This is a genomic window from Ramlibacter henchirensis (assembly GCF_004682015.1).
Taxonomy (GTDB): domain Bacteria; phylum Pseudomonadota; class Gammaproteobacteria; order Burkholderiales; family Burkholderiaceae_C; genus Ramlibacter; species Ramlibacter henchirensis.
In genome coordinates, this window is record NZ_SMLM01000001.1 from 19923 (window position 1) to 43376 (window position 23454).

The 23454-nt window shown below is 70.2% G+C and carries 22 protein-coding genes; 10 read left to right on the forward strand and 12 right to left on the reverse strand.

Annotated features, from left to right (window positions below):
- Positions 1-12: 12 nt before the first annotated feature.
- From EZ313_RS00110 to EZ313_RS00130, 5 genes are all read right to left on the reverse strand, one after another.
- The gene (locus EZ313_RS00110) at positions 13-972 is read right to left on the reverse strand and encodes a DUF2243 domain-containing protein (protein WP_135261205.1); all 960 of its coding nucleotides are present in this window, start codon (positions 970-972) and stop codon (positions 13-15) included.
- Positions 973-1042: 70 nt separating this feature from the next.
- The gene (locus EZ313_RS00115) at positions 1043-1456 is read right to left on the reverse strand and encodes an acyl-CoA thioesterase (protein WP_135261206.1); all 414 of its coding nucleotides are present in this window, start codon (positions 1454-1456) and stop codon (positions 1043-1045) included.
- On the reverse strand, positions 1456-2460 hold the full coding sequence (locus EZ313_RS00120; RefSeq protein WP_135261207.1) for a Bug family tripartite tricarboxylate transporter substrate binding protein: 1005 nt from the start codon (positions 2458-2460) through the stop codon (positions 1456-1458). Before EZ313_RS00120 ends, EZ313_RS00115 begins: the two co-directional genes overlap by 1 nt.
- A gap of 36 nt (positions 2461-2496) precedes the next feature.
- Entirely contained in the window at positions 2497-4140 is a 1644-nt protein-coding gene (locus tag EZ313_RS00125) for an indolepyruvate oxidoreductase subunit beta family protein (protein ID WP_135261208.1), read from the reverse strand.
- 4 nt (positions 4141-4144) lie between these two features.
- On the reverse strand, positions 4145-6295 hold the full coding sequence (locus tag EZ313_RS00130) for a thiamine pyrophosphate-dependent enzyme (protein ID WP_135261209.1): 2151 nt from the start codon (positions 6293-6295) through the stop codon (positions 4145-4147).
- A gap of 85 nt (positions 6296-6380) precedes the next feature.
- Here EZ313_RS00130 and EZ313_RS00135 point away from each other — a divergent pair, with 85 nt between their 5' ends.
- Positions 6381-7286, forward strand: coding sequence for a LysR family transcriptional regulator (locus tag EZ313_RS00135; protein WP_205960301.1), 906 nt, complete (start codon positions 6381-6383; stop codon positions 7284-7286).
- Between the two features lie 43 nt (positions 7287-7329).
- Positions 7330-8475 carry an alpha/beta hydrolase family protein gene (locus EZ313_RS00140; protein WP_135261210.1) on the forward strand — a complete coding sequence of 382 codons (1146 nt, stop codon included), beginning with the start codon at positions 7330-7332 and terminating at the stop codon, positions 8473-8475.
- A gap of 185 nt (positions 8476-8660) precedes the next feature.
- Here EZ313_RS00140 and EZ313_RS00145 read toward each other — a convergent pair whose 3' ends face one another.
- Both EZ313_RS00145 and EZ313_RS00150 read right to left on the reverse strand, forming a co-directional pair.
- Positions 8661-8906 (reverse strand): hypothetical protein, encoded by a 246-nt coding sequence (locus tag EZ313_RS00145; protein ID WP_135261211.1) that lies wholly within the window; start codon positions 8904-8906, stop codon positions 8661-8663.
- A gap of 366 nt (positions 8907-9272) precedes the next feature.
- Complete coding sequence (locus EZ313_RS00150) at positions 9273-9452, reverse strand: hypothetical protein (protein WP_135261212.1); 180 nt, start codon at positions 9450-9452, stop codon at positions 9273-9275.
- Positions 9453-9652: 200 nt separating this feature from the next.
- Here EZ313_RS00150 and EZ313_RS00155 point away from each other — a divergent pair, with 200 nt between their 5' ends.
- From EZ313_RS00155 to EZ313_RS23125, 3 genes are all read left to right on the forward strand, one after another.
- The gene (locus EZ313_RS00155; protein ID WP_135261213.1) at positions 9653-9940 is read left to right on the forward strand and encodes a hypothetical protein; all 288 of its coding nucleotides are present in this window, start codon (positions 9653-9655) and stop codon (positions 9938-9940) included.
- A 76-nt stretch (positions 9941-10016) separates the two neighbouring features.
- Entirely contained in the window at positions 10017-10223 is a 207-nt protein-coding gene (locus EZ313_RS00160; protein WP_135261214.1) for a hypothetical protein, read from the forward strand.
- 164 nt (positions 10224-10387) lie between these two features.
- Positions 10388-10555: a hypothetical protein gene (locus EZ313_RS23125; RefSeq protein ID WP_167772447.1), complete on the forward strand. Its 168-nt coding sequence runs from the start codon at positions 10388-10390 to the stop codon at positions 10553-10555.
- 27 nt (positions 10556-10582) lie between these two features.
- Here EZ313_RS23125 and EZ313_RS00165 read toward each other — a convergent pair whose 3' ends face one another.
- From EZ313_RS00165 to xdhA, 3 genes are read right to left on the reverse strand one after another with little or no spacing between them, the layout of a single operon-like run.
- Entirely contained in the window at positions 10583-10912 is a 330-nt protein-coding gene (locus EZ313_RS00165; protein ID WP_135261215.1) for a hypothetical protein, read from the reverse strand.
- Between the two features lie 29 nt (positions 10913-10941).
- A complete protein-coding gene (gene xdhB, locus EZ313_RS00170; RefSeq protein WP_135261216.1) occupies positions 10942-13335 on the reverse strand; it encodes a xanthine dehydrogenase molybdopterin binding subunit in 2394 nt (797 codons plus the stop codon).
- The gene (gene xdhA / locus EZ313_RS00175; protein ID WP_135261217.1) at positions 13332-14801 is read right to left on the reverse strand and encodes a xanthine dehydrogenase small subunit; all 1470 of its coding nucleotides are present in this window, start codon (positions 14799-14801) and stop codon (positions 13332-13334) included. Before xdhA ends, xdhB begins: the two co-directional genes overlap by 4 nt.
- Positions 14802-14894: 93 nt before the next feature.
- Here xdhA and EZ313_RS00180 point away from each other — a divergent pair, with 93 nt between their 5' ends.
- Genes EZ313_RS00180 through EZ313_RS00200 form a run of 5 tightly spaced genes read left to right on the forward strand, consistent with a single transcriptional unit; the run spans position 14895 to position 20688 of the window.
- The gene (locus EZ313_RS00180) at positions 14895-15833 is read left to right on the forward strand and encodes a LysR family transcriptional regulator (protein WP_135261218.1); all 939 of its coding nucleotides are present in this window, start codon (positions 14895-14897) and stop codon (positions 15831-15833) included.
- Complete coding sequence (locus tag EZ313_RS00185; RefSeq protein WP_135261219.1) at positions 15830-17368, forward strand: ABC transporter ATP-binding protein; 1539 nt, start codon at positions 15830-15832, stop codon at positions 17366-17368. Before EZ313_RS00180 ends, EZ313_RS00185 begins: the two co-directional genes overlap by 4 nt.
- Positions 17361-18533: an ABC transporter permease gene (locus EZ313_RS00190; protein WP_167772448.1), complete on the forward strand. Its 1173-nt coding sequence runs from the start codon at positions 17361-17363 to the stop codon at positions 18531-18533. The genes EZ313_RS00185 and EZ313_RS00190 overlap by 8 nt, the downstream gene beginning before the upstream one ends.
- A complete protein-coding gene (locus EZ313_RS00195; protein WP_135261220.1) occupies positions 18533-19453 on the forward strand; it encodes an ABC transporter permease in 921 nt (306 codons plus the stop codon). The genes EZ313_RS00190 and EZ313_RS00195 overlap by 1 nt, the downstream gene beginning before the upstream one ends.
- 41 nt (positions 19454-19494) lie before the next feature.
- Positions 19495-20688: a BMP family ABC transporter substrate-binding protein gene (locus tag EZ313_RS00200; RefSeq protein WP_135261221.1), complete on the forward strand. Its 1194-nt coding sequence runs from the start codon at positions 19495-19497 to the stop codon at positions 20686-20688.
- A 106-nt stretch (positions 20689-20794) separates the two neighbouring features.
- On the opposite strand, the gene EZ313_RS00205 is transcribed toward EZ313_RS00200, so the two are convergent.
- Together EZ313_RS00205 and EZ313_RS00210 are read right to left on the reverse strand one after the other, a co-directional pair.
- Entirely contained in the window at positions 20795-21199 is a 405-nt protein-coding gene (locus EZ313_RS00205) for a surface-adhesin E family protein (RefSeq protein WP_167772449.1), read from the reverse strand.
- A complete protein-coding gene (locus tag EZ313_RS00210; RefSeq protein ID WP_135261223.1) occupies positions 21196-23391 on the reverse strand; it encodes a type IV pilus assembly protein FimV in 2196 nt (731 codons plus the stop codon). Before EZ313_RS00210 ends, EZ313_RS00205 begins: the two co-directional genes overlap by 4 nt.
- Positions 23392-23454: the final 63 nt, after the last annotated feature.

The following is a 23454-nucleotide window of genomic DNA, read 5'->3' on the forward strand; positions in this document are numbered from 1 at the left end:
TTCGGGGCGGCGTCAGTGGTGCCGCACAGCCGGGACCCGGGGGGCGGCTTCAACGGGAGCAGCCAGGGGCTGCTGATCCCCAAACTGGCGGTCGGCCGGCGCGGCGACATCCTCGTCGTCAACAGCGCGCTGCTGGAGAACTCGCACAGCCGCGTCTGGCTGCTGCGCGGGCGTCTGCAGCGCTGAGCCCGCGCCCCGCTCCGCCAGGCGCATCGAGCCCACGCAGCCCAGCCCGAGCGCCGTTCCACCCGCCAACACCGCACCTTCGCGCAGCAGCTCGAGCGCGGAAGGCCGGCGCGACCACTGCACAGCCCACACGCCGCCGCCGCCGTCGACCCAGCGCACCCGCGCGTCCATGCGCGCGAGCGCTTCGAAAGCGTGAACGGGGCTGATGCCCGGCAGGAACAGCACCATCGCTTCGTCGCTGCTGTTGCTGGCCGGCCAGGCCGATGCGATGCCGCCGCCGAGGACGAGGACGCCGAGTCCGGCCGTCGCGCGGCGCCCGCTGCCGCCGGGCGGTTTGCGGCGCAACCAGTGCGCGATGAGAAACGGCACCGCACCGAACACGGCCAGCCACAGCAGGTCCCAGAACAGCGGATCCGGAACGTCGACCCGCACCCGGTGCAGGCCCAGGAGCCAGTGGAAGGCGACCGCGTCGATGACGTGCCACAAGGCAAAGCCGTAGAGCGCGCCTGCCAGCAGCGTCCGTCCCGCGCTCTCGTGGCCCGTCGCGCCCCAGCGGCGACCGAGCGCGAGCAACGCCGCGACGGCTAGGACGAACATCAGCAGGTGGAACAGGCCGTCCGCGAGGATCTGCGTTCGCAGGTCGCTCACCGCGTCAAGGTTGCTCAGCAGGTGGTGCCATTCCAGCACCTGGTGCAGCAGGATGCCGTCGAAGAAGCCGCCGAGTGCGAGGCCGAGCACCAGCGCCGCGCCGAACGGCGACCGGAGCGATGCGGGCAGGACGGCCATGGCGCGGGTTCGCAGCTTCAGCGGCCAGTATGGCCAGCCGCGCTGCTCGTCCAGCGCCCGTTACGCGCGATTACTCGCAGCGCTGCCGGATCGCGTCGGGGATCGGCATCGCGAAGATGCCGCCGCCCTCGCGCCGGCCCGCGAAGATGCGGATCTCCTCGCACTCCATCAGCAGCTCTTCGCCCTTCGTCACGCGGTAGCGCTGCACGAAGCTCTTGCCGCGCCACTCGGCGATGCTCACGCGGATCTGCAGCGTGTCGCCGTAGCTCGCGGTCTTGATGAAGCGCGCGTGCGTGTCCACCAGCGGCGTGCCGATCACGCCGAGCGTCTTCTCGGTCTCGTGCCAGGGCGGCACGCCGCACTCGATGAAGAAGTGCCGCGACGCCGCATCGATCCAGCGGAAGAAATTGGGAAACCAGACGATGCGCGCCGGGTCGCAGTCGCCGAACTCGACGCGCTGGGTGTAGACGATCTCTTTGGCCATCAATCCGCCGCGATCTTGCGTTCCTTGATGATGGCTCCGAATCGCTTGGAGTCTTCCATCGCCTTTGCGCCGAACTCGGCCGGCGAGATCGGCAGGGCCTCGCCGCCCATCGCGACGATGCGGTCCTGGATCGGCTTGGTCCGCAGCACCTTGTTGATCTCGGTGTTGAGGCGGTTGACGATCTCCGGCGGCGTGCCGGCGGGAGCGTAGAAGCCGAACACCGTGTCGGCATCGAAGTTCTTCAGTCCGACCTCGTGCAGCGTTGGCACGTCGGGGAACAGCGGCGAACGCTTCATGCTGCCGACGGCCAGCAGCTTGAGCCGGCCGGTCTTCGCATGCTGCAGGCCGATGCCGGGGTCGAAATAGAAGTCGATCTGGCCGGCCAGCAGGTCCTGCAGCGCGGGTGCCGCGCCGCGGTACGGCACGTGCACGGCGAACAGGCCGGCCTGGCTCTTCATCATCTCGGCCGCGAGGTGCGGCGAGCTGCCGTTGCCCGGCGAGCCGAACGAGAGCTTGCCGGGATTGGCCTTCACGTACTGGATGAACTCCTTGACGTTGGCAGGCGGCAGCGAAGGCTTGGCCATCAGGTACACCGCCACGCGCGCGGCGGCAGCCACCGGCACCAGGTCCTTGGCGGGATCGAACGGCATCTTCGCGTACAGGTGCGGATTGACCGAGACCATGCCGCCGGAGCTCATGAGCAGCGTGTAGCCGTCCGGCGCGCTCTTGGCGACCACTTCGCCGCCGATGTTGCCATTGGCGCCGCCGCGGTTCTCCACCACGACAGGCTGGCCGAGCGCTTCCGACAGCGGCTGGCCGACCGCGCGAGCCAGCTGGTCGGCCGCGCCGCCCGGCGGGAAGTTCACCACCACCCGGATCGGCTTGCTGGGCCACGACCCCGTGGCGCCCTGCGCGAACGCGATCGGCGATGACAGCAGGCCTGCGGCCAGGGCGGTGGCCAGCAGCGCACGGCGCGGGCCGTAGAGGGAGCGGGAATCACGCATGTCGGTCTCCTTCGTTTCGATTGTTCGTTCTGGAAATCATGCGGCGGTCCGCGACGCCGCGGGCTTGCGGATGAACCGGATCGGCTGCGGCTTCACTTCCCGCGCCGGCGCGCCGTGCTGCAGCAGCGTTGCATCGAGCGCACGGCCCGCGTCGTCGGCCAGGGCGGCGGCGCGCGCATCGGCGATCGCGCGCGTGGCCGTGGCGGCTTCGGGGAGGACGGCGAGGTGGTCCAGCACGTGCAGCAGGTTCTCCTTGCCGCGCTCGTTGGTCGAGCCGTAGCCCTTGATCAGCCGGCCGCACAGCGCGATCTCGTGGCCCAGCGCCCAGCTGCGCCGCGTGCCCTGCAGCACGCCCTCGAGCCAGCGGCCGATCATCTGCTGCTCCAGCGCGAAGCGGCTGCCGCGCACGCGCAGCCACTTGAGGCCCGCGAGCGTGCGCAGCGCCAGCATGCCGCCGGCCGTGTGCGTGCCGACCTTCAGCGGCATCGCCCAGGGCTCGCGGCCCGAAGCGATGCGGCGCCGGTCCCACTTGACCAGGCGCTGCGCGAGCGAAGTCGGCAGCAGCGCGGCGAACTCGGGCACGCCGGGCTTGAAGTGGTCGTAGACCTTGAGCAGGTCGTCCTGCAGCGGCTTGACTTCGCCGCGCACGCGCTCCCACCGGGTGGCGCGGCTCTTCAGGTCGGCCACCCGCACGATGTCGTCGAAGGCCATCCACAAGGCGAGCCAGCGGGCCATTTCGCGGGTGATGGCGAAGGCGTTCGCGCCGGCGGGATCGGCCTCGCGCTCGGCGTCCAGCACGGATTGCAGGCGCTTCGTATACAGGTTTGCGTACGCGCGGTCCTGGTATTCGACGAGGCGGGCGTAGCCGAGCGCGTACATCTCACGCACGGGCTCGGGGAAGCCCTGGATCCCCGCCTCCGCGGGGATGACGGGGTCCTTCCCGGCCGTGGCCTTGCCGTCATTCCCGCGAAGGCGGGAATCCAGTGCTTTCTCTTCCAGCACCTTCGAAACGAAGGCGGCCTGTTGCCGCTGTTGTGCGACCAGCTCAAACGCCCGCGCAAACCCCCGCAGGCTCGCCACCGCCGAAGCATTCGCCTTCTCATGCGGCACGCCGCCGCGCACCGCCTCTTCATAGAAGCGCCGCTCGAACGGCAGCAGCCCGCAGCCGGCGATCGCGCCCAGCAGCACGGAGCTGACCACCGTGCCGCATTCACGCGCGACGGCGTTCATGTCGAACACCTGGTGCTCGCGGCTGAACGCCTGCACCAGCTTCAGCAGCTCGGCCGGGTCGGTGCGACCGTCGCCCATCTGCATGCGTTCGTGCGTGGTGAGCAGTCGCGCGGTGGAACTGAGCACGCGCGTCCGATCGGGCGCCGTCATGCCGTTGCCGATCTGGCGCGCGGTCTCCAGCAGCTCCGACGAGACCAGCGCATCCAGCGCGCCGGGCACCGGGCTCAGGCTGAACACCGGCTTGCGTCCGCCCAGCTCGGCCAGCGGCACCGGGAAGACTTCGAGGTAGTAGGTGGTCGCGCCGGTGCGTTGCGCAACGCCGGGGATCGACGTGGCCTGCGCCGCGTAGCCGGCCAGGCGCGCGGTCTCCACCAGCCATTCGGTGAGCACGCCGCCGCCTTCGCCGCCTAGGGCGCAGACCAGCAGGGTGATGGGGTGCTTGTCGTTCATGGGGTCAGGCGGGTTGCAGCGCGCGCACGACGGCGCCTCGCAGGGAATGGACAAGGCGCTCGTGCCAGCGCGGGTTCTGCACGACCTCGGCGCGGTAGAAGCTCGGGCACAGGGTGGCCGCATGCGCGTTCGCGCCGCACAGGCCGCAGCCCACGCAACCGTCGACGACGGTGGCGACCGGGTCGACCTTCAGCGGATCGGGGTTGTCCTTGAGCGTGAGCGTCGGACAGCCCGAGAGCCGGATGCAGGCGTGGTCGCCGTTGCACACGTCCTCGTCCACGCCGTACTTCACGCGCACCACGCGCTTGCCTTTCTTCAGCAGGCCCGCGATCCAGGGCTTGATGCGGCGCTGCCGCTCCAGCTGGCATTCGCCTTCCGCCACGATCACCTTCAGGCCGTTGAAGTCGCTGGTGAACGCCTCGATCAGCGTGCGGCGCATCGTCTCCACCTCGTAGGTGTGCACCGTGCGCATCCACTTCACGCCCAGGCCCTGCAGCGTCGACTCGATGGTCTTGTTGGTGTGGGCCAGGCTGCGCGACTTGTCGCCGTCGAACTTGGCGTCCTCCCCCGGCGTGGAGATGATCTCCTGCGTTCCGGTGGCCGAGGTGTAGCCGTTCTTGAAGATCAGCAGCACCGCGTCGTCCCCGTTGAAGAGGGCGCTCTGCACGCCGGTGAGCAGGCCGTTGTGCCAGAAGCCGCCGTCGCCCATGATGGCCAGCGTGCGCTTCTGCATCATCGGCGACACGCCGGCGCGGCTGGCCAGGCTCATGCCGTAGCCCAGGATGGAGTGGCCCATCGAGAAGGGCTCGAAGGTGCCGAAGGCGTGGCAGCCGATGTCGGCGGCGACGTGCACCGGCCCCATCTGCTGCTGCGCGAGCTTGAGCGCAGCGAACACCGGGCGCTCGGGGCAGCCGATGCAGAAGCTCGGCGGACGCGCGGGCAGCGGCGTGTCCAGCAGCTTCGCGGCGGCTTCGCGCCTTTCGCGGTTCGAGGTGAGCCAGCGCTTGGCCGATTCGGGCCCTTCGCCCGGCAGGTAGCTCGATGCGAATTGCGTCAGGCCCTGCGCCAGCACTTCGACCGTGTACTCGCCGCCCGAGGGCAGCAGGTCCTTGCCGTGCAGCCGGGTCTGCAGGTCGCGCCGCCGCAGGTGGGTCGCGATCTCCTGCTCGATGTATTCGGGCTGGCCTTCCTCGACGACCAGAACCGCGCGCTTGCCGGCGCAGAAGTCGGCGACCTGTTCGGGCACCAGCGGATACGTGACGTTGAGCACCAGCAGCGGAATGTCGCTGGCGCCGAACGCATCCGCCAGGCCCAGCTGCTGCAGGCTGCGGATCAGCGCGTTGTAGAGGCCTCCCTGCACGATGATGCCGACGTCGCCGTGCTTGCCCGCCATCAGCTCGTTGAGCTTGTTCTCCACGATGTAGCGGCGCGCGGCCGGGATGCGCTCCTCGGCCTTGAGCTTCTCGTGCCGGAAGGTCACCGGCGGGTGGGCCAGGCGCATGTAGTCGAAGGCCGCCGGGTTCTCCATCAGCTGGCGCGTGGACACCGCCGGCGGCACGTTGTCCCGGGCCTCGAAGCTGCCGCGCACGTGGCAGGCGCGGATGCGCAGCTCCAGGATCGCCGGCATGTTGGACGCTTCCGAAAGCCGGAAGCCGTGCTCCACCATGTTCACCATCTGCGGCAGGTCCGGCCGGGGGTCCAGCAGGCACATGGTGGACTTGAGTGCGTAGGCGTGCGTGCGCTCCTGGATCACCGAGGCGCCTTCGCCGTAGTCCTCGCCGACGACGATCAACGCACCGCCTTTCACGCCGGGGGACGACAGGTTCGACAGCGCGTCCGACGCCACGTTGGTGCCGACGATGGACTTCCAGGTCACCGCCCCGCGCAACGGGTAGTGGATGGACGCGCCCAGCATGGCGGCGGCCGAGGCTTCGTTCGAGCACGCTTCCACGTGCACGCCCAGCTCGTCGAGGTAGGGCTTGGCCTGGACCATCACGTCCAGCAGGTGCGACACCGGCGCGCCCTGGTAGCCGCCCACGTAGGCGACGCCGGACTGCAGCAGCGCCTTGGTGATGGCGAGGATGCCCTCGCCGTGGAACACCTCGCCGCGCTTCTTGCGCAGGAGTTCGATTTCCTTGCTGAATGAGACTTCCAAGTCGTGGCTCCGGGTGCAGCCGGCCAGTGTGCCGCTCGCCGCCGTATCCATCAATACAATGAACCGACTAAGCCACATAAGCAGGATGCATCTCAACGACGTCGACCTCAACCTGCTTCGGCTGTTCGACGCCGTCTACCGCGCGCGCAGCGTCAGCCGCGCGGCCGACCGGCTGGGCCTGACGCAACCGGCGGCCAGCCAGGGCCTGACGCGCCTGCGCACGCTCATCCGTGATCCGCTCTTCATGCGTGCCGCGGGCGGCGTGCAGCCCACGCCCAAGGCCGAGCGACTGGCGCCCGCGGTCGCCAGCGCCCTCGCCACGCTGGAGCTGGCCCTGGGCGAATCGGCCGGGTTCGATCCGGCGGCCGCGCAGCGAACCTTCCGCATCCACATGAGCGACATCGGCGAGGGCCGCTTCCTGCCGGAGCTCATGGTCGCGCTGCGCGAGGAGGCCCCCGGCGTGCGCATCGAGACACTGCCGCTGCCGCGCGAGCAGATCACGGATGCGCTGGACTCGGGCCGCATCGATTTCGCCTTCGGCTTCCTCCCGGCGGTGCGCGACACGCAGCGCACCGAGCTCCTGCGCGACCGCTACATCGTGCTGCTGCGCGAAGGGCATCCGTTCACCCGCAAGCGCCGCGCGGGCGCGGCCCTGCTGCACGCGATGCGCGAACTGGAATACGTCAACGTGCGGACCCACGCCGACACGCTGCGGATCCTGCAGCGCCTGCGGGTGGAGGACCGCCTGCGCCTGACCACCGAGCACTTCATGGTGCTGCCCGCGATCGTGCGCGCGACCGACCTCGCGGTGGTGATGCCGCGCAACATCGCGCTGGGCTTCGCGGCGCAGGGCGGCTACGCCATCGTCGAGCCGCCGGTGGCCGGGCGCGACTTCACCGTCTCGCTGCACTGGAGCCGCCGCTTCGAGGCCGACCCCGGCAATGCCTGGCTGCGTGGGCGGATCGAGGCCCTGTTCCGCGAAGGCGAGTGACGCCACAATCGTCGGCCCGACAACACGAACACGCCACACCGCCATGACCGCACCGCAGCTGGAACTGGCCGTCATCGACGTCAAGCCGGGCGCCGCCATGGAAAGCCAGTCGGGCCTGCAGCTGCTGCGCCCGCGCATCTACGGCGCCTGGACCGAGCCCGTGGGCCCGAAGAAGGTGGCCGCGATCGTCATGCACCCGGCCAGCAACTTCATGGGGCACTACCTGCTCGCGCCGCTGGCCGAGCGCGGTGTGGCCTGCATGGGATTGAACTCGCGGTATGCGGGCAACGACACGCTGCTGCTGATGGAGCGGGTGATCCAGGACCTGGGCGCGGGCGTGCACTTCCTGCACGGGCAGGGCTACGACAAGGTGGTGCTGGTGGGCAATTCCGGTGGCGCCTCGCTCGCGGCCTTCTACCAGGCGCAGGCCGAGAACCTCACCATCGACCGCATGCTCGATGGCGACCCGGCCGGCCTGTCACCGCAGGACCTGCCGCCGGTCCAGGGGCTCGCGCTGTGCGCGGCGCACGAGGGACGCTCGCACCTGATGCGCCGCTGGATCGACCCTTCCGTGTTCGACGAGGCCGATCCGCTTTCGGCCAACCCCGACCTGGACATGTACGACCCGGCCAACGGGCCGCCGTATCCGCCGCAGTTCCTGGCGCGCTTCCAGGAGGCGCAGCAGGGGCGCCTGGCGCGCATCGACCACTGGGTGCAGGAGCGGCTGGCGGTGCTGCGCGGCCTGAAGGCGCCGGGCAGCCCGCGCGACCAGGTGTTCGTCATCCACCGCACTCACGCCGACCCGCGGTGCCTCGATCTTTCACTCGATCCGAACGACCGCGAGGTGGGCAGCGTGTGGGGTGTGGGAGCCGCGGGCGCGCGTGCGGTCAACTACGCGGCCAGCCAGATGGGACGCATCACGTCGCTGACCGCATTCCTGTCGCAGTGGTCGCCGCGCAGCCGCGCCGATGGTCCCGGCAATCTCGCGAAGACCTCGGTGCCGGTGCTGCTGCACACGTACACCGCGGACCAATCGACCTTCCCGAGCACGCGCGACGCGTGGTTGTCGGCGGCGCGCGGCCGCATCCGCAACATCGACGTGAAGGGCGGCAACCACTACCTCGCGGGGCAGCCGAAACTGGTGGAGCAGGTGGCGGACGAAATGGCCGCGTGGATGAAGGCGCTCTAGGGGCGGCCCGCCATCGGCGTGGCGCAGAGCGCGAGGCAAAGCCCTTGCGGGCCGACGGAGCGCTCATGCGGTTCCCAGTCCGTCTCGCCTCCCGGTAAAGGGGTGGAGTGGACGAATGGTGCGGGTGCCTCAGCGGCCCCCCTGTAGGAGAGCCGGGTGACTTGCCGGGCTGCGCGGACTACAGCTCAGCCCTGAGCCAAAGGCCGTTCGGCCGTGGCCTGCCGCGCGATCGCGGTGAATTCGTGCATGGACATGACGACGGAACCCGCCGAACCGGTGTTCGAGCGGAAGTCGAGGCGCACGACGAACCACGGCGCCTCGCCCGTGACGCAGGCGAGCGGCAGCAGGTCGCGCACCAGCCACAGGCGGCCCTTTGCATCGCGCAGCCGCTGGCCGACGTGGACGGGAATTTCCTGGACGTTCGTGGCCATGGCCAGAACCTACAACGGAAGAGGCTCGGCCGGTAGAGGAGGAATCCGCGCCCGGGCAACGCGGGCCGGCGGCTAGTCAACGCGACGGTACGTCGGGGTCGCGGTTTCCGCGCGGCACGCGGAAGCGTTCGAGTTTCTTCCAGGCTTCCAGGGCGCTCGCCGACCCGCGGCCCGAACGCGCTGTGCCCTCCTGCGCCCGGGGCTCTGCGGCCGGCGCTGGTTTGCTGGGGGGAGGTTGCGGCTTGCGCTCCATGCTGCACCTGCGGCATGCGAGTCTTGTCCGCCAAAACTGGCTCGCAGGTCGGAATGTGCATGACATGTGCGTGGGACCGTTGCCGCACACGCTTGTCGGACGGAACAGACGCGTCAGTTTCCGGGGGTGACCGCACCGCGCGACCGATCGTCCTGGACGCGTTGGGACTCCTGCTCGCGCAGGTGGGCGAGCACGCTCTCCATGCCCTCGCCGCTGCGCGGGCGCCGGCGGCCCGGCGTGCCCTTCGAAGGCTCCTGGGCCTGATCCTGCCGTTCTTCCTCTTTCTCGCTCATCCGCACCGCCCCGCAACATTGGTCCCGCCCAGTCTAGCCACGCGAGCGCATCAGAGCTGTACCGAAGGGCAATGGATGGGTTGAAGTCTTTGTGGGCACTGCGCATCACCGCCGCGCAGCGCGGCACGCGGGCCCGGCTTCGTGGCGCGTCCATGAGGCGCTGCGGACGAGGTGGCCGTTCGCCGCGCCATGATGGGCAGATGCTCGACATTGCTTCTCTGGTCGCCTTGCAGGCCGCACGCCGCCGCGTGCAGGCCGGACTGTGGTCGTTCTTCGCGGGCGCCGTCGCGCTGCTGCTGGGCGTGCTGGCGAACATGGACGCGAAAGGCTCGGCGGCGGACCTCGCCGATCGCTTCCCCCACTGGCCGACCTGGGTCGTGCCGGAATCGCCCGCGGGCTACACCGCCGCGGCGCTGCTGGTCTGCTGGGGCGTCTGGGCCCTGGGCTCCGGCCTTCGCCTCGCGCGCGAGGGCGCCGGGCGGGCTTAGTCGCCGGTCGCCTACAGACCGCCGGCGGGGGGCGGACCTAGATTGGCTGCGAAGCCAAACCAAGGAGTCCGCCCAAATGCCCGATCCCAAAGACAACGCCAAGCTCACCGGCGACACGCACCTGCCCGACGTCGAGTCGGATCTGCCGGTGCAGGAAGGCTCGTCCGACGCAGGAGGCCAGGCCCGGCCGCGCGGCGAGCAAGGGCGACCCGGCCGCGGTGTGCGCAAGGCCGGCGTGCTGACCGACGGCGACGACAGCGACGACACGTCCGACAAGGGCTAGTCGCGCTTTCCTCCAGGCATGCAGGCTTGCCCGTTCCTGCATGCCTGCAACCGCCCGCGACGTTTTGCCACGGCGCGCGGCGACGTTTTCCGCCGCCCACTGCGGCCTGCTTCCTACACGCCGCGCGCAACGCGGCCGCGAGCATCCGCCCAATGGAGCAGGTCATGCCACCCGACAATTCTTCTTCCACCACGATGTGGACCTCCTGGGCTCCCGAAGTCGCGGAAGCCGTCGAAGTCGCCGAGCCGGACTCGCCAGTGGGCCTGCTGGGCGGCGCCCTCAGTCTGCTGATGTGGGGTTGTGCGAGCCTGCTCGCAGTCTGGTACCTCTAGGGCAGCTCACGCAAGAAGCGCGGCGTGTCAGCCGCGCAGCAGCCGCTCGGCCTGTTCAGGCGTGATGCGCAGCAGATAGCCGTGCGCCAGGGCGCGGGCGAAGTGCCGCAGCCCCGCGGGCTGGTGGCGCAGCGACACCCGGTACGCCTCCACCTCGGCCCAAAGCCGGAAGGCCGGGCAGGTGAAGTAGAGCCACCAGAAGCGCAGCAGTCCCACTTCGCGCATCTGCCGGCAGTGGACGGCCTCGTGCGCCAGCAATCCCGCGTCGGACCGCACGCGCGGGTGCACGACCACGAGTCCCGGCGCGACGGTCATGCCGTCGGCCCAGAACAGCAGCGAGGTGCTGACGATGCGCATGCGGGCCATTCTGCCCCGCCGCGCTTCGTTCAGGTGCTCATCAGCGCGTGGAGGACGTTTTCCGCCGTGGCGGGCGCGACCAGCGGCGCCTGGCCGTCGCCGCGCGCCTGCGCGACCGCATCGCGCAGGGCTTCCCAGGCGCTGATGGCCAGCATGAAAGGCGGCTCGCCGACGGCCTTGCTGCCGCCGACGTTGTCCTCCCGGTTGCCCTCGTGCCACAGCGCGATCCTGAAGTGCTCGGGCACGTCGCCGGTGGCGGGGATCTTGTAGGTGCTCGGGGCGTGCGTCGACAGCGCGCCCTTGTCGTTCCAGACCAACTGCTCCGTGGTGAGCCAGCCCACGCCCTGGATGAAGCCGCCTTCGATCTGGCCGATGTCGATGGCCGGGTTCAGCGAGGCGCCCACGTCGTGCAGGATGTCCACCTTCAAAAGCCGGCTTTCCCCGGTCAGCGTGTCGATCGCGACCTCGCTGCAGGCCGCGCCGTAGGCGAAGTAGAAGAACGGCCGCCCGGTCAGCGTCACCTTGTCGTAGTGGATCTTGGGCGTGCGGTAGAAGCCGTCGCTCCACAGCTGGATGCGGTTGGCGTAGGCGGCCTTCACCACCTCGTCGAAGCTGCGCGTGGACTTGGGTGAGATCACCTGGCCCGCACGGAAGACCACCGCCCCCGCGCCGCAGCCGTCCAGCCCCGACACGAAGGCCGCGAGGTTGTCGCGCACGTTGCGCGCGGCGAACTGCGCCGCGCGGCCGTTCAGGTCGGTGCCGCTGGAAGCGGCCGTCGCGGATGCGTTGGGCACCTTGCCGGTCTCGGTGGGCGTGCAGCGCACGCGCTCGAAGGGCACGCCCAGCTCGTCGGCCACGACCTGCATCACCTTGGTGTGCAGGCCTTGGCCCATCTCCGTCCCGCCGTGGTTGACCTGCACGCTGCCGTCCGTGAACACGTGGACCAGCGCGCCGGCCTGGTTGAAGAAGGTGGCGGTGAAGCTGATGCCGAACTTGACCGGAGTGATCGCCAGCCCACGCTTGATGACCGGGCTCTTCGCGTTCCAGGCGGCGATCTCCAGCCGGCGCCGGCGGTAGCCGCAGTCGCGCTCGAGCTGCGAGATCAGCGGATCGAGGATGTTGTCCTCGACCTTCATCTGGTAGTGCGTGATGTCCCGCTCGCCCACGCCGTAGAGGTTCGCCTTGCGCACGTCCAGCGGATCGCGGCCCAGGTGCCGCGCGATGTCGCCCAGGATCGCCTCGATCAGGATCACGCCCTGCGGACCGCCGAAGCCGCGGAACGCGGTGTGGCTCTGCGTGTTCGTGCGGCAGCGGTAGGAGGCGATCTCCACGTCCGACAAGTAGTACGCGTTGTCGGTGTGGAAGATCGCGCGGTCGGCCACCGGGCCCGAGAGGTCTGCGGAGAAGCCGCAGTTGGCCAGCATCGTCACCTTGAGCGCGGTGAGACGGCCGTGGTCGTCGAAGCCCGCGTCCCAGTCGTAGGCGAACGGGTGGCGCTTGCCCGTCACCATGAAGTCGTCGTCACGGTCCAGGCGCAGCTTCACCGGGCATCTGAGCTTGCGCGCCGCGAGCGCGGCCCACACGGCCATGTGGCCGGCCTGCGTCTCCTTGCCGCCGAATCCGCCGCCCATGCGACGGCATTCGACTGTAATGGCGTTGTTCTCCAGCCCGAGCGCATGCGCCACCCAGTGCTGCACTTCGCCCGGATGCTGCGTGCTGGAGTGGATCCACCACTGGTTCTGCTCCAGCGGCAGCGCGTAGGCGACCTGGCCCTCGAGATAGAAGTGTTCCTGCCCGCCCACCTCCAGCTGACCGGAAAGGCGGTGCTTCGCGGATGCAAGCGCCTGCTCCGGCTCGCCGCGCCGCACGACCACCGGCGGCAGCACGTAGCTCTGTGCCCCGTGCGCCTGGCGCACGTCGAGCACCGCGGGCAGCGGCTCGATATCGAGCTTGACCTGCCGCGCCGCGCGTCGCGCTTCCATCACGGTGTCCGCGACCACCAGGCCGATCACCTGGCCGACGTGGCGCACTTCCTCGATGGCGAAGATCGGCTCGTCGTGGACGAAGGTGGCGAGGATGGGATCGCCCGGGATGTCCCGCGCCAGCAGCACGCCGCGCACGCCGGGCATCGCCTCGGACGCGCGCGTGTCGACGCCGCGCAGGCGGCCGTGCGCGACGGTGGACAGGATCGGCGCCGCGTGCAGCGTGCCTTTCACTTCCGGGATGTCGTCGACGTAGGTGGCGGCGCCCGCCACCTGGGCCCGCGCGCTTTCGTGCGGACGCGAGCGGCCCATCGCGGGTTGCGGCGAAGCGGGGGCATGCGGCGAGCGGGTCGCGGGTGCCAGGTTGCGCTCGCCCGCGTCGGCGGTGCCGGCCGGGCCGCCGCCGGTGGCGGAAGTGAATTCGTCTTCGCGCGCGTTCATGCCGCGATCTCCCGCAAGCTGAACTGCTCGAGGTTGATCGACGTGGCGCCTTGCGTTTCCAGCCAGAAGCGCTGCACCAGGTTTCCCAGCACGGTGCTGCGGTAGGCGGCGCTCGCGCGCATGTCGGAGATGGGCTGGAACTCGTCGCGAAGTGCTTGCGCGGCTTCGCGCGCCGCGTCGGCCGTCCATTCGCGGCCGGCCAGCAAGGCTTCGGTCCGCATCGTGCGCACCGGCGTGGCGGCCACGCCGCCCGCGCCGATGCCGATGTCCGCCACGCGTCCTTCGCGCAGTTCCATCCGCACGGCCAGGCACACGGCCGAGATGTCGTCGTCGAAGCGCTTGGAGATCTTGTAGGCCCGCAGGAACTCGCCGGACCGCGGCTTGGGCACCAGGATCCACGCGACCAGTTCGTCGGGCGCGAGCACGTTGCGGCGGTAGCCGGTGTAGAAGGCCTCGAGCGGCAGGTGGCGGTGCCCGCCCTGCTTCATGAGGACGAGTTGCGCGTTCAGCGCGATCAGCAGCGGCATCGTGTCGCCGATCGGCGAGCCGTTGGCGACGTTGCCGCCCAGCGTGCCCGCGTTGCGCACCGGCAGGCCGGCGAAGCGGTTGGCGAAGGTCTTGAGCTGCGGCCGCTGCGCCACCAGCGCGTCGAACGCATCGCTGAGCGTCACGGCCGCGCCGATGGCGATGTGGTTCTCGTAGTCCTCGACGCGCCGCAGCTCCCGCGCGCGGGTGACGTCGAGCACCTGGCCGAAGCGCTGGTGCTGCTTGGTGATCCAGAGGCCGGCGTCGGTGCAGCCGGCGACGACCTGGGCTTGCGTATGGGCGGCCCGGGCGGCCAGGAGCTCGCCGAGAGATTCAGGGGCGAGGTACGACTCTTCCGTCTTCATTCCCGCGGAAACGGAGTGACGGATCTGCTGGAGGCTGCTGATGAGCGCGGCGTCATCCACATCGACGCGCGGCAGCTCCCCCATCCTCTGCGCCGCATCCAGGATCGGCCGGTAGCCCGTGCAGCGGCAGAGATTCCCCGAGAGCTCTTCCTGCGCCAGCTCTCGCGTGATCGCCCGGCCCCGGCACACATGGTTCTGGTACATGCCGAAGAGGCTCATCACGAACCCGGGCGTGCAGAAGCCGCATTGCGAGCCGTGGCACTCGACCATGGCTTCCTGCGCCGGGTGCAGCGCCCCATCGCCGGCCGCGAGGTCTTCCACCGTCCACAGCGCGCGCCCGTCGACGGCGTGGGCGAGCTGGACGCAGCTGTTCAATGCGCGCCAGCGCAGCCGGCCGCCGTCCTCTTCGGCGACGACCACGGTGCAGGCGCCGCAGTCGCCTTCGCCGCAGCCTTCCTTGGTTCCGGTGGCGCCCAGGTCCTCGCGCAGCACCTCGAGCAGGGTGCGGTCGGGTGGTACATTGCCCAGCGCGACGAGCTCGCCACGGCGGATGAATCGGATGGTCTTGGAATGCATGCAGGCAGGAAGAGGGAGCCCCGGGGTCGAGCGTAGAACGCCAGCATGCCACCGGCATAAGCCGTGCCGTATGTAAACCATGCCGGTGGGGGTATGAGAGACCAGGCGCCATTCGACAAGATCGACCTCCATCTCATCCGGGTCCTGCACACCGTGTTGACAGAACGCAGCGTCTCCCGCGCCGCCTTGCGCCTGGGCATGTACCAGCCGCAGGTCTCCGCCGCCCTCAAGCGCCTGCGCGAGCTGGCGGGCGATCCGCTCCTGGTGCGTTCGGGCGCCACGATGGTGCCCACCGATGCGGGCCTGCGCATGATCGAACCCAGCGCCAGCATCCTGCAGGCGGCCGAATCCCTGTTCAGCGATGCGCGCGGCTTCGACCCCGCTACCGCGAGCCACACGTTCCGCGTCGCCGCCAGCGACTACCTCGATCCGCAGTTCCTGCCCGGCCTGGTGGCCGACGTGAAGCAGGCCGCGCCGCGCACGCGCATCGAGATCCATCCGCTCTCGCCCGACGGCCACTACCACGAGCGGCTGGCCCAGGGCGACACCGACGTGGTGATCGGCAACTGGCTGCAGCCGCCCGGCGACCTGCACCGCGGCGAGCTGTTCACCGATGAAGTCGTGTGCCTGGTGGCGCGCGACCATCCCGCGGTGCGGCGCGGCTGGTCCGTCGAGGATTGGCTCGCGTCCGAGCACGTCGCGCCGACGCCCACGCATCCCGGCGCGCGCGGCGTGATCGACGAACACCTGGAAAGCCTGGGCCTGGCGCGCAACATCACCGCGCGCTGCGCGCATTTCGGCCTGATCCCGGCGATGGTGGCGTCCAGCCTGCTGGTGATGACCACGGGCCGGCTGTTCTGCGAGCGCTACGCGGGCCGGCTGCCCGTGACGATGCTGCCGCCTCCGATCGACTTCCCGCCCCTGACCTACTACCAGCTCTGGCACGAGCGCAGCCACGCATCGGCCGCCGCGCGCTGGCTGCGAGGGCGCATCAAGGCCGTGGCCGGCCGCCTGCGGAGCACCGGAGCATGAGCGCCACTCCCCGCCTGCAGCTGCAGGGCATCACCAAGCGCTATCCGTCGGTGGTGGCCAACGACGGCGTGTCGCTCGAAGTGCTGCCGGGCCAGACCCATGCCGTGCTGGGCGAGAACGGTGCGGGCAAGTCCACGCTGATGAAGATCATCTACGGCTCGGTCAAGCCCGACGCGGGACAGGTGCTGTGGAACGGCCAGCCGGTGCAGGTGCGCAACCCGCAGGAGGCGCGCGCGCTGGGCATCAGCATGGTCTTCCAGCACTTCAGCCTGTTCGACACGCTGACCGTGGCGGAGAACGTCTGGCTGGGCCTGGAGAAGAGCCTCAGGCTGGCCGAGGTCGCGCGGCGCATCGAGGCCAAGGCCTCCGAGTACGGCCTGCACGTGGATCCCTCGCGCCCCGTGCACACGCTGTCCGTCGGCGAGATGCAGCGCGTCGAGATCATCCGCGCGCTGCTCACCGACCCGCAGCTGCTGATCCTGGACGAGCCCACCTCGGTGCTCACGCCGCAGGCGGTGGAGAAACTGTTCGTCGTGCTGCGCCGGCTCGCCGAGCAGGGCTGCAGCATCCTCTACATCAGCCACAAGCTGCACGAGATCCGCGAGCTGTGCGACGCCTGCACCGTGCTGCGCGGCGGCCGCGTGACCGGCGAATGCGATCCGCGCCGCGAGAGCAACGCATCGCTCAGCCGCATGATGATCGGCGCCGAGCCGCCGCATCTCGAACACCGCGACCACACGCCCGGGGAAGTCGTGCTGCAGGTCGACGGTCTCACGCTGGAGCGCGACTCGCCGTTCGGCGTGGACCTGGAAGGGATCGCGCTGCAGGTGCGCGCGGGCGAGGTGGTGGGCATCGCCGGCGTGTCGGGCAACGGCCAGCGCGAGCTGCTGTATGCGCTCTCGGGCGAGGACACGCGGGCCGATCCCAAAGCGGTGCGCGTTGCAGGGCAACCGGCTGGCCGCATGGGACCTTCGCAGCGGCGCCGCCTCGGCCTGCATTTCGTTCCCGAGGAGCGGCTGGGCCGCGGCGCCGTGCCCTCGCTGGGGCTGGCGCACAACCTGATGCTCACCCGCACCGAATCCGTGGGCCGCTCCGGCTGGATCGACGTCAAGGCGCTGCGTTCGCAGGCGCAGGAGGTGATCCGCCGCTTCAACGTCAAGGCGGGCGGGCCCGACGCCGCCGCGCGCTCGCTGTCGGGCGGCAACCTGCAGAAGTTCATCGTCGGCCGCGAGATCGACGCGCGCCCGAAGCTGCTGGTGATCTCGCAGCCGACCTGGGGCGTGGACGTGGGCGCGGCGGCGCAGATCCGCGGCGAGATCCTGGGGCTGCGCGACGCGGGCTGCGCCGTGCTGGTGGTCAGCGAGGAACTGGAGGAGCTGTTCGAAGTGAGCGACCGGCTGCACGTCATCGCCAAGGGGCGGCTGTCGCCCTCGCTGCGCAGGAGCGAGGCGACGGTCGAGAAGATCGGCGCCTGGATGAGCGGGCTGTGGGACGCGCCCACCGAAGTCGCCGCGCAGGTGGCCGCCAATGCTTAGGCTGGAAGCGCGCCCCGAAGCGTCACGGGTGTGGAGCATCGCCTCGCCCGTGCTCGCGCTGGCGCTCACGGTGGTCATCGGCGTGCTGCTGTTCCTGGCCCTGGGCAAGGACCCGGTGCGCGGGCTGCAGGTGTTCTTCTGGGAACCGGTCAAGTCGGCCTATGCGCTCGGCGAGCTGACGGTCAAGGCCACGCCGCTGCTGCTGATCGCGCTGGGGCTGGCGGTGTGCTTCCGTTCCAACGTCTGGAACATCGGCGCGGAGGGGCAGTTCGTGCTCGGCGCCATCGTCGCCGGCGGCGTCGCGCTGATGGCCGACAAGACGACCGGCCGCTGGATCGTGCCGGCGATCCTGCTGGCGGGCGTCGCGGGCGGCATGCTGTGGGCTTCGCTCACCGCGCTGCTGCGCGACCGCTTCAACGCCAACGAGATCCTGGTCAGCCTGATGCTGGTGTACGTGGCCGAGCAGCTGCTGTTCTACCTGGTGTTCGGGCCGTGGAAGGACCCGGCCGGCTACAACTTCCCGCAGACGCGCACCTTCGAATCGGTGGCGCAGATCCCGCGGTTGATGCAGGGCTCGCGGGTGAGCATCGGGCTGCTGATCGCGCTGGCGGGCGTGGCGGTGCTGTGGGTCTTCCTGTTCCGCACCCGCGCCGGCTTCGCGCAGCAGGTCGGCGGGCTGGCGCCGGCGGCGGCGCGCTACGCCGGGTTCTCCTCGCGGCGGGCCCTGTGGGTGGCGCTGCTGGTGAGCGGCGGCTGCGCCGGGCTGGCGGGCGCGCTGGAAGTGGCCGGGCCGATCGGGCAGCTCACGCCGTACGTGCCGGCGGGCTATGGCTTCGCCGCCATCATCGTGGCCTTCGTCGGCCGGCTGCATCCGGTGGGCATGGTGTTCTCGGCCGTGCTCATGAGCATGTTCTACATCGGGGGTGAACTGGCGCAGTCGCGGCTGGGCTTGCCGAAGTCGCTGACGGGCGTGTTCCAGGGGCTGCTGCTGTTCACGCTGCTGGCTTGCGATACGTTGATCGCGTACCGGTTGCGGTGGGCCAGAGAACCCGTCGTCCCCGCGAAGGCGGGGACCCAGCGCAGCGCGCCGGCGACAGCCGCAAAGACGGAAGCCCTGGATCCCCGCCTCCGCGGGGATGACGGTGAGAGCAGGGGGACCGCTTGATGGAAAGCTACGCACTCCTCTTCGCCGCCACGCTCAACGCCGGCACCGTGCTCGCGCTCGCCGCGCTCGGCCTGCTCGTCAACGAGAAGGCCGGTGTCGTGAACCTGGGCGCCGAGGGAATGATGCTGTGCGCCGCGCTGGCGGGCTTCGTGGCGGTGGTGCACACCGGCAGCGACGTGCTCGGCTTTGTCGCGGGCGCCGCCGCCGGGGCCGTGCTGGCAGCCGCCTTCGGTTGGCTCGTGATCTGGCTCAACACCAACCAGTACGCGACCGGCCTGGCGCTCAGCCTGTTCGGCGCCGGCTTCTCGGCGTTCGCCGGCATCCGCTACGTGCAGGAGAAGCTGCCGGAGCGGCCGCGGTTCTCCATTCCCGTGCTGGGCGACATCCCCCTGGTCGGCCCCGCGCTGTTCCGCCAGCACCCGATGGTGTACGTGGCCATCGCGCTGGTGCTGTTCCTCGTGTGGTTCCTCTACCGGTCGCGCGCCGGCCTGGTGCTGCGTTCGGTGGGCGAGTCGCCGGACTCGGCGCACTCGCTGGGCTATCCGGTGCGGCGCATCCGGCTGGCCGCCGTCGTGGCGGGCGGGGCGCTGTGCGGGCTGGCCGGTTCGTACCTGGCGGTGATCTACACGCCGCTGTGGGTGGAGGGCATGGTGGCCGGCCGGGGCTGGATCGCGCTGGCGCTGACCACCTTCGCCACCTGGCGTCCGGCGCGCGTGCTGCTGGGCGCGTACCTCTTCGGCGGCGTGACGATGCTGCAGTTCCACCTGCAGGGCAGCGGAGTCGAAGTGCCCAGCCAGTTCCTCACCATGCTGCCCTACCTGGCGACCATCGCGGTGCTGGCGCTGATCTCGCGCAACCCGGCCTGGATCCGCATCAACATGCCGGCGTCGCTTGGGAAGCCCTTCCATCCGGGCACATAATTTGCGCTTTCCCCGCCACATTCCAACCTCCAGAGGACCCCATGACCGATCTCAGAAAACGCTCCCTGCTGCAGGCTGCCGCGCTGTCGGCGCTGGCCGCCACGGCCCTGGTGGGCTGCGGCAAGTCGGAAGCCCCGGCTCCGGCGCCCAGCGCAGCGGCACCCGCAACCACGGCGTCGGCCCCGGCACCTTCGGCCGCCGCACCCGCGCCCGCAGCCGAGAAGCTGAAGATCGCGTTCGCCTACGTCGGGCCGGTGGGCGATGGCGGCTGGACCTTCGCGCACGACAACGGCCGCAAGGCGATCGAGAAGGAATTCGGCGACAAGATCGTCACCAGCTTCGTCGAGAAGGTCCCCGAGTCGGCCGACGCCGAGCGCGTGATCCGCGACATGGTGGGCCAGGGCAACAAGCTGATCTTCGGCACCACGTTCGGCTACATGGAGCCGATGATGAAGGTCGCTGCGGACAGCAAGGACGTGAAGTTCGAGCACGCCACGGGCTACAAGACGGCCGACAACCTGCGCACCTACGACAGCCGCACCTACGAGGGCGCGTACATGGCGGGCGTGATCGCGGGCAAGATGACCAAGACCAACACGCTGGGCGTGGTGGGCTCGATCCCGATCCCCGAGGTCGTGCGCAACATCAACAGCTTCACGCTGGGCGCGCAGTCGGTGAACCCGCAGGTCAAGACGCGCGTGGTCTGGGTGGGCGAGTGGTTCAACCCGCCGAAGGAGACCGAGGCCGCGACGTCGCTGATCAACGGCGGCGCCGACGTGCTGATGCAGAACACCGACTCGTCGGCCGTGCTGCAGACCGCCGAGAAGATGGGCAAGCGCGCATTCGGCTGGGACAGCGACATGACGTCCTATGGCCCCAAGGCGCACCTGGGCTCGGCCATCATCAACTGGGCGCCGTACTACACGAAGGCCGTGCGCGACGCGCTGGAAGGCAAGTGGCAGGGCAAGCAGCAGGCCTGGTGGGGCGTGAAGGAAGGCGCCATCGACATGGTGTCCATCGCCGCCGACGTGCCGGCCGAAACCAAGAAGCGCATCGATGAGATCAAGGCCGGCCTGAAGGACGGCAGCTTCGTGATCTGGAAGGGCCCGCTCAAGGACAACGCCGGCAAGGAAGTGCTGGCCAAGGACGCGACGGCCGACGACAAGTTCCTCGGCGGCATCAACTTCTACGTGCAGGGCGTGGAAGGGAAGGTGCCGGGGGGAGAGAAGAAGTAAGGCCTGCGTAGCAGGCCAGGGACGAGGGGCGAGGGGCGGGGGTGAAACCCGGCCCCAGCCCCTTTTTCTTTCCCTCGCCCCTGCGAAGCCGCGCGCAGCGCGCGAGCTAGCACACCTTCTGCGCCAGCTCGCCGATCATCGTGCCGGGCCCGATCGGTTCGACTGATTGCTCCTTCGCGCCGCCGACGTACTTGCCCTGTCCCATTGGGCCCGAGTAGTACATGGTGCGCAGGTAGCGGAAGGTCCCGGCGTTGCACTGGATCTCGACCAGCGCCTTGCCGGACTGCACGCCGCCCTGCGGCTCGCGCAGCGCGAACAGCCGCCACACGCGCTTGCGGTCGCCTTCGGTGCGCACGCTCCCGCGATCGAAGTAGTAGGCGCCGTTCTCGCTCTGCCCGTAGCTCACCCACTCGGCGGCCTGGGCCTGCGCGGCGAGGGCGAGCACCGCCACGGCGGCGGCGCGGGGCAGGAGGGCGGAGCGCAGGTTCACGGCGGGGTTTGCGGCCTTCACTTGGCCAGCCTGCGTTGCGGCTGGCCGAGATCGAAATCGACGTCCAGGCCGAGGTCGACGTCGGGAGTGCGTCCCAGGGCGAGGCTGGTCAGGTCGAGGTCGACATCCAGGCCGACGTCCGGACCGTGGCCGGCCACCGGCGCGAAGTCCTGCAACTCGGGCGGCAGCGTGGAGACGTAGTCGCTGGCCGCGGGCCCCAGGTCCTGCAGGCGCAGCGGCATCGTCTCGAGGTACTCGAGCCTTCCGGGGTCGAGGGCCGGCACTGTCGGTTCCTGCGGCCTCGACTGCGGCGCGACGGCCGCTGCGGGCACGCCGAAATCCATTCCCAGATCCAGGTCCAGGCTGGGCGGAAGCTCCGCGACGGCATCGTGCGTGTCCAGCGCCATCAGCGGCATCGGCATCGTGCTGTTCTGGGCCTCATGGTCCAGGAGGCTGACCACCTCGGTCTTGTCGTAGGGGCGGCCGTCCGGCTGCGAGGTGACTACGTCCAGCGCGATGCTGTAGAGGAGCAGCAGGTCGCGCGAGGCTTCCAGGTCGAACTGGATGGAGCCGGGCGCCGGCTCCTCGAAGAGCGAATGTTCGATCTCCTGCAGCACGCGCGAGGTGGGCCACAGCAACGCGATGCGGGACAGCGCCTTCGGGTAGCGCTCGATGCCCTCGGTGCTGGTGCTGGCGTCCTCGAAGCGCGGCATGCGCGCGGCGAAGGCCTTCTGGAAGGCCGAGCGCACCCGCTCGTAGTCGTCGCGGCGATTGAGCTTGCGGCACAGGTCCAGCAGGTCCAGCCAGAGGAAGGGGCTGGCGCCCAAGTGCTCCATCAGCCGCGACTCGAGCAGCTCGATGGCCTTCTCCGGCTGGCCGACCGCGATGAAGAAGTTGGCCTTGTCCTGCACGTCGAGCAGTTCCTCGGCGCTGGGCAGGCGGCTGCGGCCGAATGCGCTCTCCGCGATGCGGGCAGTGCCGAGCACGCTCGCCGGGCCGGCCTTCGCGGGCGCCCAGCCGCTGTCCGGCTCGGGCGCCAGGCGCACCGGGTGGTCGGGCTCCTCGGGGAAGCTGCTGTCCACGAAGCTGCTGTCTTCCTTGGCCGCCACGGGCGCGGGCGCAGCCGACTTCTGCCACCAGGGGCCGCCGGCGGTTTCGCGGGAACGGCGCCACAGCAGCAAGGCGAAGCCGAGCGCGACGGCGCCGGCGATGCCGGAGAGGATGTCGCGCGCGAAGTTGCGTTCCTCGACCAGCTTCTGCAGCTGTTCGGACTGGCGGCGGGTCTGCTCGCGCAGTGCGCGGAGTTCGGCCTGCACCGCGTCGGCCTGGGCCTTCGCCTGCGCGCGTTCGGCGGCGAGTGGGTCCTCGGGCGGCGAGTTGATCTGCTGCCAGGCCGCCACGGCTTCGGTTCGCGTCAGCGCGTTGGCCGCCGGCGGGGCAATGGACGTCGAGACCTTCAGCGCCGGCGCCTGGTCGATGGCGATGTCGAGCAGGTCCACCTGCAGGCGCGGCCGGCCTTCGCTCGCCGGGGCGGCGGCGGGCGAGGCGGGCGCCTTCGGCGCCGGCGCGCGGGCGAGGCGCTGGGGCGGCGCGGACTTCTCGCCCGACGGCGCGTCATTGGCCTGCTTGCGGACTGCAGGCGGCTGCGCAGGCGCGGCGATCGCCGTCTCCCGCCCCGTGCCGTCCTGGCGGGCGGCAGGCGCGGGTTCAGCGCGGCGGGACGGCTTGGCCGCGGGCGGTGCGGGGGCGGCCGTGGGGGCGGGGGCCTGCGCTTCGGCGACGAGCGGAACGCTCTCCCGCGCAGGCGGAGGATCGGCCAGCAACACGTAACCCTGGGTGAGCTGGTCGTTGCAGCCGACGACCACCTTCACGGTGATCACCGGCTCCTGCACGACCTGCGTGGACGACAGACGCAGCACGGTTGCGCCCGCCGCGTTGCGGTCGAGGCGCCAGGTGAGCGGCACCGACAGGACATCGGGCTGCTGCAGCTCCGCGCGCAGGCAGGCCAGTTCTTCGTCGGATTGCAGCGTCACCGGCAAGGAGAGCTGCAGGGGGCGGCCGATCAGCGGGGCGCCTTGCATGCGGCCGAGCGACAGGGCGAGGGCGTCTGGAGCCCCGAGCAGGGCCGCCGCGCAGCAGGCGACTGCGCGCAGGCCGAAGCGCGCGGTGCGCGCGGCCGTTTGCCGTCCTGCCGGGTAAACCTTGTTACTCACTGCCCCGAAGCCCTGACCAATGGCTCTTGAGCATCGTGTCAAATTGTGTTCTTGGCAAGCGGC

Coding starts and splice junctions, on each gene's coding strand:
- EZ313_RS23125 (WP_167772447.1), top strand. CDS start 10,388: ATGCCACCCGACAATTCTTCTTCCACCACGATGTGGACCTCCTGGGCT.
- EZ313_RS00155 (WP_135261213.1), top strand. CDS start 9,653: ATGCTCGACATTGCTTCTCTGGTCGCCTTGCAGGCCGCACGCCGCCGC.
- EZ313_RS00160 (WP_135261214.1), top strand. CDS start 10,017: ATGCCCGATCCCAAAGACAACGCCAAGCTCACCGGCGACACGCACCTG.
- EZ313_RS00195 (WP_135261220.1), top strand. CDS start 18,533: ATGGAAAGCTACGCACTCCTCTTCGCCGCCACGCTCAACGCCGGCACC.
- EZ313_RS00135 (WP_205960301.1), top strand. CDS start 6,381: ATGCATCTCAACGACGTCGACCTCAACCTGCTTCGGCTGTTCGACGCC.
- EZ313_RS00200 (WP_135261221.1), top strand. CDS start 19,495: ATGACCGATCTCAGAAAACGCTCCCTGCTGCAGGCTGCCGCGCTGTCG.
- EZ313_RS00125 (WP_135261208.1), bottom strand. CDS start 4,140: ATGAACGACAAGCACCCCATCACCCTGCTGGTCTGCGCCCTAGGCGGC.
- EZ313_RS00145 (WP_135261211.1), bottom strand. CDS start 8,906: ATGGCCACGAACGTCCAGGAAATTCCCGTCCACGTCGGCCAGCGGCTG.
- EZ313_RS00180 (WP_135261218.1), top strand. CDS start 14,895: ATGAGAGACCAGGCGCCATTCGACAAGATCGACCTCCATCTCATCCGG.
- xdhA (WP_135261217.1), bottom strand. CDS start 14,801: ATGCATTCCAAGACCATCCGATTCATCCGCCGTGGCGAGCTCGTCGCG.
- EZ313_RS00140 (WP_135261210.1), top strand. CDS start 7,330: ATGACCGCACCGCAGCTGGAACTGGCCGTCATCGACGTCAAGCCGGGC.
- EZ313_RS00165 (WP_135261215.1), bottom strand. CDS start 10,912: ATGCGCATCGTCAGCACCTCGCTGCTGTTCTGGGCCGACGGCATGACC.
- EZ313_RS00190 (WP_167772448.1), top strand. CDS start 17,361: ATGCTTAGGCTGGAAGCGCGCCCCGAAGCGTCACGGGTGTGGAGCATC.
- EZ313_RS00150 (WP_135261212.1), bottom strand. CDS start 9,452: ATGAGCGAGAAAGAGGAAGAACGGCAGGATCAGGCCCAGGAGCCTTCG.
- xdhB (WP_135261216.1), bottom strand. CDS start 13,335: ATGAACGCGCGCGAAGACGAATTCACTTCCGCCACCGGCGGCGGCCCG.
- EZ313_RS00115 (WP_135261206.1), bottom strand. CDS start 1,456: ATGGCCAAAGAGATCGTCTACACCCAGCGCGTCGAGTTCGGCGACTGC.
- EZ313_RS00110 (WP_135261205.1), bottom strand. CDS start 972: ATGGCCGTCCTGCCCGCATCGCTCCGGTCGCCGTTCGGCGCGGCGCTG.
- EZ313_RS00185 (WP_135261219.1), top strand. CDS start 15,830: ATGAGCGCCACTCCCCGCCTGCAGCTGCAGGGCATCACCAAGCGCTAT.
- EZ313_RS00120 (WP_135261207.1), bottom strand. CDS start 2,460: ATGCGTGATTCCCGCTCCCTCTACGGCCCGCGCCGTGCGCTGCTGGCC.